Source organism: Neptunomonas sp., from assembly GCF_016744175.1.
Lineage (GTDB): Bacteria > Pseudomonadota > Gammaproteobacteria > Pseudomonadales > Balneatricaceae > Neptunomonas.
Map to the genome: position 1 here is coordinate 79306 of NZ_JADGEV010000008.1, position 12694 is coordinate 91999.

At 43.1% G+C, this 12694-nt stretch carries 12 protein-coding genes; 8 read left to right on the plus strand and 4 right to left on the minus strand.

Going from position 1 to position 12694, the window contains the following annotated elements; all coding sequences use genetic code 11:
• Positions 1 to 83 precede the first annotated feature (83 nt).
• Positions 84 to 1556, minus strand: coding sequence for an ATP-binding protein (locus tag QZZ55_RS05365; RefSeq protein ID WP_293266107.1), 1473 nt, complete (start codon positions 1554 to 1556; stop codon positions 84 to 86).
• A gap of 341 nt (positions 1557 to 1897) precedes the next feature.
• Between QZZ55_RS05365 and QZZ55_RS05370 the strand changes: the two genes are divergently transcribed.
• Positions 1898 to 3613: a proline--tRNA ligase gene (locus QZZ55_RS05370; RefSeq protein WP_293266180.1), complete on the plus strand. Its 1716-nt coding sequence runs from the start codon at positions 1898 to 1900 to the stop codon at positions 3611 to 3613.
• A 74-nt stretch (positions 3614 to 3687) separates the two neighbouring features.
• On the opposite strand, the gene QZZ55_RS05375 is transcribed toward QZZ55_RS05370, so the two are convergent.
• Positions 3688 to 3981 carry an acylphosphatase gene (locus tag QZZ55_RS05375; RefSeq protein ID WP_293266109.1) on the minus strand — a complete coding sequence of 98 codons (294 nt, stop codon included), beginning with the start codon at positions 3979 to 3981 and terminating at the stop codon, positions 3688 to 3690.
• Between the two features lie 32 nt (positions 3982 to 4013).
• Positions 4014 to 5282, minus strand: coding sequence for a virulence factor BrkB family protein (locus QZZ55_RS05380; RefSeq protein WP_293266111.1), 1269 nt, complete (start codon positions 5280 to 5282; stop codon positions 4014 to 4016).
• Positions 5283 to 5402: 120 nt separating this feature from the next.
• Between QZZ55_RS05380 and arsC the strand changes: the two genes are divergently transcribed.
• From arsC to QZZ55_RS05405, 5 genes are all read left to right on the plus strand, one after another.
• Positions 5403 to 5753, plus strand: coding sequence for an arsenate reductase (glutaredoxin) (gene arsC / locus QZZ55_RS05385; protein ID WP_293266112.1), 351 nt, complete (start codon positions 5403 to 5405; stop codon positions 5751 to 5753).
• Complete coding sequence (gene wrbA, locus QZZ55_RS05390; RefSeq protein ID WP_293266113.1) at positions 5754 to 6362, plus strand: NAD(P)H:quinone oxidoreductase; 609 nt, start codon at positions 5754 to 5756, stop codon at positions 6360 to 6362.
• 14 nt (positions 6363 to 6376) lie between these two features.
• Complete coding sequence (locus QZZ55_RS05395; RefSeq protein ID WP_293266115.1) at positions 6377 to 6772, plus strand: DUF2069 domain-containing protein; 396 nt, start codon at positions 6377 to 6379, stop codon at positions 6770 to 6772.
• A gap of 1 nt (position 6773) precedes the next feature.
• On the plus strand, positions 6774 to 8444 hold the full coding sequence (locus QZZ55_RS05400) for a SufS family cysteine desulfurase (RefSeq protein WP_293266117.1): 1671 nt from the start codon (positions 6774 to 6776) through the stop codon (positions 8442 to 8444).
• A gap of 159 nt (positions 8445 to 8603) precedes the next feature.
• Positions 8604 to 9524 (plus strand): LysR family transcriptional regulator, encoded by a 921-nt coding sequence (locus QZZ55_RS05405; RefSeq protein ID WP_293266119.1) that lies wholly within the window; start codon positions 8604 to 8606, stop codon positions 9522 to 9524.
• 33 nt (positions 9525 to 9557) lie between these two features.
• Here the strand turns inward: QZZ55_RS05405 and QZZ55_RS05410 are convergent, their stop codons facing one another.
• On the minus strand, positions 9558 to 10403 hold the full coding sequence (locus QZZ55_RS05410) for a LysR family transcriptional regulator (protein ID WP_293266121.1): 846 nt from the start codon (positions 10401 to 10403) through the stop codon (positions 9558 to 9560).
• A 98-nt stretch (positions 10404 to 10501) separates the two neighbouring features.
• Between QZZ55_RS05410 and QZZ55_RS05415 the strand changes: the two genes are divergently transcribed.
• Both QZZ55_RS05415 and QZZ55_RS05420 read left to right on the plus strand, forming a co-directional pair.
• Positions 10502 to 11701, plus strand: a complete 1200-nt coding sequence (locus QZZ55_RS05415; protein WP_293266123.1) for a YbfB/YjiJ family MFS transporter — start codon at positions 10502 to 10504, stop codon at positions 11699 to 11701.
• A gap of 89 nt (positions 11702 to 11790) precedes the next feature.
• Positions 11791 to 12651 carry a LysR family transcriptional regulator gene (locus QZZ55_RS05420; protein WP_293266125.1) on the plus strand — a complete coding sequence of 287 codons (861 nt, stop codon included), beginning with the start codon at positions 11791 to 11793 and terminating at the stop codon, positions 12649 to 12651.
• The last annotated feature ends 43 nt before the right edge of the window (positions 12652 to 12694 follow it).

Genomic DNA, 12694 nt, shown 5'->3' on the forward strand with positions numbered 1-12694 from the left:
TCTAGGCTGCGCTAAACCTTTTCTTATCTAACGTCCAATGAACAATAAATAAGAGTGGCCGATTAACGCAGAAGAGATTCTACTCAGTGTTCAATAGGCAGCTGTATATGAACCGTTGACCCAACATTCAGGTCAGACGTTATCGCCATATGCCCTTGATGTTGTTCAGTTACGATGTAATAAGAAAACGATAATCGCTGTCCCGCATCAAAGTCTGCTTCAGGCGCTTTATTGCTAAAGAAAGGTTCAAATAAATACATTTGCTCTTCACTGCTCAAGCCTACGCCATTGTGTTGGACCTTAATCCATAAACTGTCATAACATTCTGCCAGAATAATTTTGATCGTAGGCTCATACACTATACCGGACTGGCTTGCTTCCATTTTTACTTCAAGCGCATTACACGCATGACGGAAAAGACCTAAAAAGACTTGTTGAAGCTCAGTAACATAACAAGGTGTTAACGGTAAGTTTTTTTCAAAGTTGCGCTCTAATGTCACCTTACTAAAGGGCAAGTTATCCGATACAGAAATAACATCATTTGCCAGACTAATAGCGTTCTCCATTACATCAACAATATTTACTAATTGTTTCTTTTCATGACGACTACGAGCAAATGACAACAAATTACTGATAATAGTGGAAACTTGCTCACCTTTATCTGACATGTCGTGAAGAATAGTGTTTAACTGCCTAGCTTGTTTATCTTCTGCATCGGTTTGAGTGTTAGCTTTATCCGCGAGTGTATGCTGAAAGCTTTTAAGGTCCATCAAAATAGCCTGTAGCGGCACGTTAATATCGTGCGCCATGGTAGAGGCAAGCTCTCCCATAAAGGACATCTTATCATTGTGAATCAGCATGTTTTCTGCGGATGTTTGCTTACTAACATCATCTACCAATATCACAACACCTGTGTCTGCCTGGCCTTGTAAAGGGTAAATCGTAATGTCGTAATGCGCGACACTTCTTAAACTTTGCTTTAAATGAATAGGCGTATTTTTTTCTATAACCTGCTGTATTTGTTCTGGTGCTATCGATACGGTGGGATAGGCCTCCCACAGGGTTTTACCTAACGCTTTTTCAGCAGGAATTCCTGATACATCTTCTACTTGCTTATTCCATTGTGTCACACGGCCCTCTTTATCTAGCCCTACTAACATCAAAGGCATGGACGCTAAGATATCCTTGATATAAGACTCTGAGGAACGTAACAGGTCACTAGTTACAACATGCCCAGACACTTCATCTTCTAATAGTTGGTTGCTTTGTTGTAAGCGCTTGTTGGACTCATCAAGCGTAGCGGTTCGATCTTTCACACGCTGTTCAAGTTCTTTGCGAATTTCAGTTAGCTCAATATTTGCCTTATTAGCTCTGCGGCGTGCAAAGAATAAACTAACAGCAACGATAGACAGCAAAATAATCAGTGTCCCGCTGCTCCAGTTCGCCAAGATTTGCCAATTGGTTTTACCATGTTCATCTTTAAAGATGCCGGTAATACCAGCTTGAACCCAAGAAGACTGCATAAAAAACAACGTTAAAACCAAAAATCTTTTCATAGAAATCCAAATATAATCAAATATTTACAAAATACTCTTGAGAGCCCGTATATCATTAAAAGCCTAGCCTCATTCGCAAAGACTACTCGTATCATTCCTTAGAAACAACTAGACAAAAAAGTTTCATAAAGAAACCCAAATAAGTTAGCAGCGACTCGTGAAACAATCTCTGAACAGCGCTAGAAATACCAACCTCATTAGCTACAAACCACTCATTTGATTAATTTTCAGCAAAAAGAAGCAAAATAGTCGCTATTAATTGCGCTCTGACTTGTCCCTAACGCCACATATCCATAGAATAATGCGATTTTCAAGTGAACTTTGTAAAGGTCGATACTGCCATGCGCGCAAGCCAATTTCTTATCGCAACGCTAAAAGAAACTCCTTCTGATGCTGAAGTCATCAGCCATCAGCTGATGTTACGCGCAGGTATGATCAGAAGAGAAGCATCAGGCCTCTATTCGTGGTTGCCAATGGGTCTGCGTACGCTGCGCAAAGTTGAACGCATTGTCAGAGAAGAGATGGATAATGCCGGCGCCATGGAAGTGCTCATGCCAGCTATCCAACCGTCAGAACTCTGGGAGGAGTCCGGACGTTGGGAGCAATATGGCCCAGAATTATTACGTTTAAACGATCGCCACGGTCGTGCGTTCTGCGTAGGCCCTACCCATGAAGAAGTTATCACCGATATAGTGCGTAACGAAATCAGAAGCTATAAACAATTACCTGCTAATTTTTATCAGATTCAAACCAAATTCCGTGATGAGATTCGCCCTCGCTTTGGTGTAATGCGTTCGCGCGAGTTCATCATGAAAGATGCATACTCTTTCCATTCTTCACGTGAGTCTTTAGAAGCCACCTATGACGTGATGTATCAAGCTTATATCAATATCTTTACACGCTTAGGCCTTGATTTTCGCCCAGTGATTGCAGATAACGGCTCTATTGGTGGCAATGGTTCGCATGAGTTCCATGTACTTGCTTCGTCTGGCGAAGATGATATTGCCTTCTCTGATGGCAGTGATTACGCCGCTAACGTTGAAATGGCAGAAGCACTTGCACTAGGTGAAAGAGCCGCCCCAACAGCTGAGATGGCACTCTTTGATACCCCTAATGCAAAAACCATCAATGAGCTCGTTGAACAATTTAACCTGCCTATTGAGAAAACAGTTAAAACATTAGTCGTTGCTGCAGCAGAAGAATGCGAAGCCGATTTCGTAGCTCTATTGGTACGCGGTGACCATGACTTAAATGAAATAAAAGCAGAGAAACAACCCGATGTAGCGGCACCACTTTGCTTTGCTACAGAAGAAGAAATTCTCAAAGTAATGGGCGCAGGCCCTGGTTCACTAGGGCCACTTAATCTAACTATTCCATGCATCATTGATCGTAGTGTTGCCAACATGGCTGATTTTGCTGCCGGTGCCAACATCGAAGATAAGCACTACGCTAATATCAATTGGGAACGCGACCTACCTACGCCAACTATTGCAGACCTACGCAATGTTAAAGAAGGCGATCCTAGCCCTTGCGGCCAAGGAACACTGCAAATTAAACGCGGTATTGAAGTAGGACATATTTTCCAGCTAGGCACGAAGTACTCTGAAGCGATGAGCGCCACTGTTCTTAATGAAAATGGTAAAGCAACCGTATTAGAAATGGGCTGTTACGGTGTGGGAATAACACGTGTAGTTGCTGCGGCAATTGAACAAAATTATGATGACAATGGCATTATATGGCCAGCAAGCCTTGCTCCATTCCAAATTGCTTTAGTTCCATTGAACTACGACAAATCGGAGAAAGTTCGCACCGTAGCAGATGAAATTTACACGTCACTTAAAGCAGCAGGCATTGAAGTATTGTTAGACGACCGTAAAGAGCGCCCTGGTGTGAAATTTGCCGATATGGAACTAATGGGCTTACCTCACCGACTAGTCATCTCTGATCGCGGTATTGAAGCCGGTGCTTACGAATACAAAGGCCGTCGTGACAACGAAAAGCAAGATGCCTCAGCAGAAGGCATTATTGAGTTCTTAACGCAAAAAATCATAGACTAATACCTAGAGAAAAATCAAAAAAGGCTGCCTCTTAATGTGAGCAGCCTTTTTTATGCCTATGGTTTTTTATATCGCTAGCCTTCGCTTTCTTCATTTTGCATAACAAAACCGTTTAAGCCTTCATCATAGGGCAACGACTCAGATGTAACCTGCGCTACGCTAGCAAGTGCAGGGCCTATTTGTAGCCATGCTTCAACTTGACGAACCGCATTACTTTCTCCGCAGAGCATCACTTCGACACGCCCATCAGAAAGATTCTTCACCCAGCCCGATAGGCCATGGGACAACGCCTGATCCATTGTAGATTTACGAAACCAGACACCTTGAACCTTTCCAGTAACAAAAGCATTAACACATATTTTCGTCACTTCTCACCTCTCTTACATTCCTGACCATAGCGCTACCGATTAACGACTGACAAAACCTCTTTTGTAGCATTGCTCGCTTCAGATTTGCTATTTGAAAATAATCGATCCAGTGTAATATTAAGATCACGTTCCTGCATTTTTTTAACATCATTCAAGCAACTGTCTAAATTATTCTCCCACGTCGCTTCACCACCACTAGCCTCCAATGGATCGGGTATCGGCCAAGGCAAAAGACGGCATAATTCATTCAGGGTTATTGTGCTTAGCCCGCGTGACAGCAAATACTCACCTTGATCGGTACGTCTAATAAGATTTTGCGACATCAGCATCTGAACATATTCATCCCAACTGGATTGATCTAAGCCATTCACTTGCTGCAATAACTGATCATCACTCAACGCTTGCCCTACTTGCTGCCCTTCCCATAAGCGATGCAATACCCCTACAACCGTATGCAAATGAGATTTTTCGCGAACTCTATCTCTGGATTGATAAACCGTTAATGCACGCGTCAGCTCACACCCCATCAAAATGATAAACCAAGAAATAAAGATCCAAACCAAAAATAAAGGAATCGCGGCGAAAGCCCCGTATATCAATTCATATGATGGGAACTGTGTTGCATAGAAAGCAAAACCACGCTTAGCGCTTTCAAACAGTATCGCCACTACAACCGCGCCGATAAAAGCATTTTTAAGGGGAACTTTGCAGTTAGGTACAGCAGCATAAAGCAACGTAAAGGCAGCAGCAGACATAACAATCGGCAACATAGTAAGCAATCTAGACTTACCAACAAGGTCAGTAGCATCTGATATCAAGGGTAACGATGCGATATAAGAGGAGACTAATATTCCCAAGCCGATAAGAATCGGACCAAGACTTAAAATAGCCCAGTACAGCAAAAAGCTAGACATACCTTTTCGTTGATCTGACACTCGCCAAATGCGGTTAAATGCTACTTCAATATTGCGCATCATCATGATAGATGTCACAACAAGAAAACCAACACCAACGGCTGTAAGCTTTTGCGCCTGACTCGTAAAATCTTTGAGGTAGTTTTGAATCTCCTCACCCGTTGTCGGCACAAAATTAGAAAAAACCCACCCTTGCACCTGCTCCCCCACTCCCTGAAAAGAAGGTATCGCTGCTAGCATAGCAAAGGACACAGTCATTAAGGGCACAACAGCAAACAGTGTTGTATATGTCAGTGCGGAGGCATTAATAACACCACCGTTTCCGAGAAATTGGCGTAACAAATACCGTAGAAAACGTACTGCTGGATAATCCAGTAACCCACTCATTTAACAATTCCTTGCAATAAAACTTTTATGATGAGCCTTTGTTGCGCCTTCCTAGACGTATACAATAACGGCTTTATCACTTTAATGGCTGTTTTATAACAGTTTGCACGGGAAATCAGAATGAGCCAAGTGACAATCTATCATAATCCACGTTGTTCAAAATCACGCCAGACACTAGAACTAATTAAAGAACAAGGTATCGAACCAGATATTCGCGAATATTTAAAAGAGGCCCCTTCTGCTGAAGAGCTGAACCAAGTGCTCGTATCACTTAATATCAGCGCTCGTGAATTGCTTCGTAAAAATGAGCAAGAATACAAAGATAACGACTTGAGTAACCCCGACTTAAGCGATGCTCAAATCATCGAGGTAATGGTAGCTAACCCAAAATTAATTGAGCGCCCTATCGTACTCAAAAATGGACAAGCACGTATTGGGCGCCCGCCAGAATCTGTTTTGGAGATTTTATAAGTGGCATCACCCTATGTTTTAGTGCTCTATTACAGTACCCATGGCGCTACTCGACAGATGGCACAACACATTGCTCGTGGCATTGAAAGAGCCGGTATTGAAGCTCGTTTGCGCACCGTGCCTGGCATTTCTGCTGTAAGTGAAGCAACAGCCCCCGCCATTCCAGAAGAAGGCGCTCTCTACTGTACTGAAGATGACTTAAGCCAATGTGCAGGCTTAGCATTAGGTAGCCCTACTCGTTTTGGTAATATGGCTGCCGCATTAAAATACTTCGTAGATTCAACTAGCGGCATTTGGATGTCAGGAGGTTTAATCGGTAAACCAGCTTCTGTTTTTAGTTCCACCTCCAGTTTGCATGGCGGTCAAGAAACAACGCTTGTGAGTATGATGCTACCGTTGCTGCATCACGGCATGGTTATTAGTGGCATTCCCTATAGCGAGACTGCGCTGCTAACAACACAGTCTGGCGGAACACCCTACGGTGCAACACATTTAGCCGGACGGGATAATAAGCGAGCACTCGACCAAGATGAAATCTCTCTTTGCCAAGCGCAAGGAAAGCACCTCGCTATATTGGCAAAAAAACTTTCTATCAATATAAACACATAAGCATAGGACCTTTGATGGAAACCCTACGTAAAAAAGCACGCATTACACGCATAATCACCATCGCCAGCTATGTGGGATTAATGCTGTTATTTACCCTCTGGTATATGGTGATTCATCCGCTAGAAACGGGAAAGCCTTGGGTTATTTGGGCCGTTCATGTATTGCCATTAGCTGGCTTTATTCCTACGATTAAGTCAGGAAATCCGCGAAGTCATGCTTGGCTTTGTTTTGTACTACTGATCTATTTTATTGAAGCCGTTTTAGCAACAACAATGAGCATTGAAACGCGTACGTTTGGCATTATTTATACATTACTTGTTTCCACATTGTTTACTGCAGCAATGATGTATACCCGCTGGCAAAGCCAATACACTCGTTTATCTCGCGAATCAGCGCCGGCATCTAAATAGCATGTTTGATCCCTCGAAAATTAGACGTGACTTTCCGATACTCTCTAGCAGGATCAATGGGCAGCCATTGATCTACTTTGATAACGCAGCCACGACACAAAAGCCCCGTTGCGTTATTGATAGCATCTCTCGCTTTTATAAACTCACTAACAGTAATGTCCACCGGGGCTCACATACCCTTTCGAACCGTGCAACCAATGAGTTTGAAGCTGCGCGCTCAGAAGCCGCAAGCATAATCAATGCACCCCATTCTGAAGAGATAATCTGGACACGCGGAGCCACTGAAGCGGTTAATTTGATTGCACAATCCTATGCAGATTCAATACTACATCAAGACGATACCGTTTTAGTCTCGGTCATGGAGCACCATGCCAATATCGTTCCTTGGCAACAAATTGTTCAAAAAAAGGGGGCTAGTATTGTTGTTATCCCACTCACCCAAAGCGGCGAATTAGACCTAGTAGCGTACCAACAATTACTCACTCAGCATCGGCCTAAGATAGTTACCATCACACATGTTTCAAATGCTCTCGGTGTAATAAATCCAGTCGAAAAAATCACAAAAATGGCAAAATCAATAGGTGCGACTGTCGTTATAGATGGTGCACAAGCTATTGCGCATGAGCTGGTTGATGTACAGAGCATCGGTTGTGATTTCTATTTTTTTTCGGGGCACAAGTGCTACGGCCCAACTGGCATTGGCGTACTCTGGGGGCGTAAAGCATTACTAGAACAGATGCCTCCCTGGCAGTGCGGTGGGGAGATGATTGAACGAGTCAGTTTTTCTGGTACCACCTTTAACCGCCTTCCCTTCAAATTTGAAGCGGGCACTCCCCCTATAGCTGATGCCATCGCGCTGTCTGAAGCGTTAAAGTATATCAAAAACCTTGATCGCGAAGCGGTTGCGGCACATGAGAAAGCCCTAAGAGAACTTGCCGTTCAGCATTGCCAAAATATTGAAGGAATCTCTCTTTTAGCCATAGTCCCTAGTAATGTTGGCATTCTCTCTTTTACTGTTGAAGGGGTTCATAATCAGGATCTAGCCTCGTTATTAGATCAATCAGGTATTGCTGTGCGTAGTGGCCATCACTGCACCATGCCACTTATGGATTACTTAGGCTGCGATGGGACCGTCCGTGCTTCGTTTGCATTATATAATACCGAAGCAGAAGTAGCGCGCTTTGCTGAAGTACTGAAAAGCTGTGTATTAACACTCAAAGATAACGGTCATACACATACCGACGAAGTAAAAACCATATTACCTTACTGTGAGACACAAGAGCTCCAAACGCTCGTTGAAAAACTCAGTGCGGCACCCAACTGGCAAGCAAGGTTTGACCTACTTCTAAACACTGGGAAATTGCTACCAACACTGCCGATGAATTACAAAGTTGATGAGTATAGAGTCGCTGGCTGCGAGTCTACTGTGTGGCTGATAGCAGAACAACAGCCGGATCTTTCATGGATGTTTGCAATCGATTCAGATGCAAAACTGATGCGTGGAATTATTTACTTGATACTGTCAGCTGTTCAGCACCAAACGAGCGAGGCAATCCAAGCACTACAAACAGATAAGCTATTGCGCTCATGTGGCTTAACGAGCTTTTTGAGCCCTTCACGGACTAACGGCATCCAATCCATTATCAATCAAGTAAAGCATCTGACGACATAAACACAAGCCACCTCATTACCTCTCCTTTGTTTTCTAGCCCTTGATCTTTACCCAACAATCACAGAAGATCCTATATAATACTTCAAGCTATTAACGATAAAGAAGTTTAAAAAGAACAACTAAGCTTACCCCATACAATTTCAATAAAGCGACAGCATAATGAACCTTAATGATGTAAGCCTTTTTATTCGCATTGTTGAAACCGGAAGCTTTACCTCTGCAGCAGAAAGCCTAGGTATTCAAAAGTCCACGATCAGCCGCCGTATTGCCCAACTCGAAGACGAGTTAGGGGTTCGTTTACTACAAAGAACAACACGTAAACTAAAGCTCACTGACGATGGAGAAGAGCTGTTCGCTCGATGCCAACCGCTTATTAATGAACTAGACACAGCAAAAGACCACCTATCCGCTACTCAGAATAATCCCCGAGGCCGACTGCGTATTACAATGCCATCTGATTTAGGCGTATTTATGATGAACGAAGTTGTTGGCACGTTCATGAAGCGTTACCCTCAGATAATGCTCGAAGTTGAACTAAGTACTCGGGTAATAGATTTAATAGAAGAAGGGATTGACCTCGCCATTCGTGTCGGTGAACTAGCAGACTCAAGCCTTATTGCCAGACGCGTAGCCAGCGTATCGCGCGGACTTTATGCCTCGCCTACTTACCTAGCTAAACACGGCACCCCAAAAACACCGGATGATCTTCAAAATCATGAATGCTACGGGATATTAAAAGCAATTGAACACTGGGAATTTGATAACTGGGATGAGGCTGTTGAAGTCACTGGCCACTTAAAAGCAAACAGTATCAGCTTTATTCGGGAAATATTATTGCAGGATATGGGCATTGCAAGAATGCCACGTGTATTCTGTTGTAATAGTGTTCAGCGTGGTGATCTTGTGGAAATACTTAGCGATTACTCCCCTCCGCCTATAGAGGTCAATGCACTCTACCCTAGTCGGAGGCATTTAAACCCTAAAGTGCGCCTGTTTATTGATCATATGATGGAAATGATTGGTGACCATCCATGGGCCAATGAGCACATGGTTACACCCATTTCAAATCATAGCCTTTAATAAGCTAACTGATCGCTGACTTATAAGGCGCTACTAAGCAACCGCTGGGCTCTCCAGTACTTGTCCAAGCACACCCATCCCAGATTGCATTGATGATTCTTTATGATGAATGAGTAATGTAGGAATTGTGGCTATATCAGGATCCAGCGGCAAACATACCAAGCGTTCTTTATGCTGGCTCTGCTCAACCACAGCCTTAGGCATTAAAGTCACTCCTAACCCAAAAGCAACACAACCGAGAATACCCTCAAGTGTTCCCATTTCCATAACTTCAAATAGACTGACATGCTGACGCAACCACCGTAACGCTCTCTCACGATACGCGCAGCCTTCACGAAAAACTATCAGCGTATCTGCTCGCTTCCCTTCACGGCTTTGAACAACAACCAACTCCTCCGTTGCTACAGTGCGAGTGATAAGGTCAGGGTGCGCAAAAGGCCCGGCAATAAAAGCACAATCAAGCTCATACATAAGAACACGATGGATAAGCTCTCGGCTTGTATTTGCATTAATCTTTACATCAATGCTTGGATAAGCCTCATGTAAATTAAGCAATACTTGGGGCAAACGAATAGCCGCAAAACTTTCCATTGACCCTATGCGTATTTCCCCTCCCTGATCAAGACTCTGCTTAATAGCAAACTTAGCCTGCTTCTCCAAGTGCAGTATTTGTCTTGCGTATTCCAGCAATACCTTCCCTTCCGGTGTTAACGATAAGTTGCGCCCCTTTCTAAAAAAAAGATCGGCACCCGCCTCTGTTTCAAGGCGTTTAATACGTGTCGTCACATTAGACTGAACCGTATGCAGCACTCTTGAGGCAGCAAGCACCCCACCCTCATCAACAACAGCGCAGAAGGTTAGCAATCCAAGAAATTCCACCTCATATCTCCAAATCAGAACTGTTCCTTCTAAAAATATCATTTGTTTTGATACTAATCACTATTTAACCTTACTAGAAATAATTCAGCGATGATTATATGAAGACGCAAGCACAGCAGAATGAGAAGTATTTTGTATTAGCCGCCGGGGTTATTAGCCTTGTACTCTTGCTTGGTATAGCACGATTTGCTTATACACCGTTGATTCCTATTATGCTCAAAAAAACTATTCTGTCTGACCTTAGCGCTGGTTGGCTGGCCGCTATTAATTATGCAGGCTATATGTGCGGAGCCTTAATTGCTTCGTCCGTTAATAGTTTAATGCTGAAAGACACGCTCTATCGAGCAGGCTTAATTATCGCCATCATTACTACAGCAGGTATGGCTTTAGCTGAAGACACGCTGGTTTGGGCAATCATGAGATTTTTTGCCGGTTTGAGTAGTGCAGCCGGATTATTAATTGCTTCTGGTTTAGTACTTAACTGGCTTATGCGAAATAATTTTCGGAGGGAACTCGGTATTCATTTTATGGGCGTTGGGCTTGGTATTGTATTCACAGCTATCGCTGTTGAAATAATGATTGATCACTACAACTGGAAAGACCAGTGGATTCTATTAGGCATAACATCAATTTTTCTGGCTATCCCTGCATGGCGATGGCTTCCTCGCCCTCACGATGGCACTGTTACAACCGATGGCGAGGCGCTCCAAGATAACCCGCCAACCCGTCGTTTTATAGGGTTAATGATGTCATCATATTTTTGTGCAGGCTTTGGATATGTCATCAATGCTACTTTTACCGTAGCTATGATCGAGCGCCTACCTGACCTTCAAGGTATGGGTGAGCAGATATGGCTGGTTATAGGGCTAACAGCAATCCCCTCTGTATTAGTGTGGGAGAAAATAGCACGCAAAACAGGAACTTTATATGCTTTGCTTCTGTGCTACATCATTCATATTATTGGTATTTTAGTACCTGTTTTTTATACTACGCTCGCTGCTGCCATGATAAGCGCTATTCTATATGGTTGCACCTTCATAGGGATTGTTAGTCTTGTTCTTACAATGGCCGGTCGATTTTATCCCACTAAACCTGCAAAGCTAATGGGTAAACTAACCCTTTCGTACGGCATCGCACAAATTTTGGCTCCTGCTGCGGCTGGCGTTATGGCCGAACAAACCGGCCACTATACAGGCAGCTTAATAATGGCAGCAGTAATGATGATAATCGGAACATTTATCCTCGCACTACTTATTGTCACTGAAAATAAAAATGTAAGAGTGCTAGATCCTGCTTAATGCCATTAGTTACGCTATTCAGAATATAAAAGGCTATACTTACTTGCTCTATATCTGATTTTCTTAAGCAGTATGGCCAACAGGATTTTATGGATACCAATACGTTATCAGCCTTTATTGCTGTCGCTGAGAACCATTCTTTTTCATTAGCAGCTCAGCAACTATTTTTAACACAATCAGCTGTAAGCAAGCGCATAGCACTACTTGAAGATCAACTCAGCCAAAAGCTCTTTGATAGAATTGGAAGGACAGTAACATTAACGGAGGCTGGCCGTGAGCTACTTCCCAAAGCAAAAACTATTGTAAACGCTATTAAAGATGCCAGTCGTGCTATGGGGAACCTTTCTGGCATTGTAAAAGGCCCTTTATCACTCGCCGCCAGCCACCACATTAGCTTACATCGCCTTCCGCCCATCTTGCGTCGTTTTACTAAAGCATATCCAGAAGTTCAACTAAACTTACGCTTTGACGAATCCGAAATCGCCTACAATGGCGTGTTACATGGGGACCTTGAATTAGCGCTAATCACATTAGCCCCAAAGCCTGATCCCGCAATACACTCAAAATCTATCTGGGTAGATCAACTAAAATATGTCGTTGCACGCGATCACCCTCTCGCTAGAAAAAAAACAGTAACCTTGGAAGAACTAACCCATTACTCAGCGATTCTTCCCGGCGCTACAACATTTACGCAGCAGATTGTAGTAGAGCAATTTCAAAAAAAATCTCTTAACTTGAATGTAGCAATATCTACCAATTATCTTGATACAATCCGTATGATGGTAAGTATTGGGCTAGGTTGGAGCTTATTACCAGAAACGATGATTGATGAATCCCTAACTGTACTTGAAACAGGTTCAGAACCTATTAAGCGCCACTTAGGCTATATACATCATAGAGATAGAACACTTTCTAATGCAGCCAGTAAACTCGTGGATATGCTATCTTAATCCTAATGGCTATTCATAAAAAAAATTAGCTCCATTACACTCC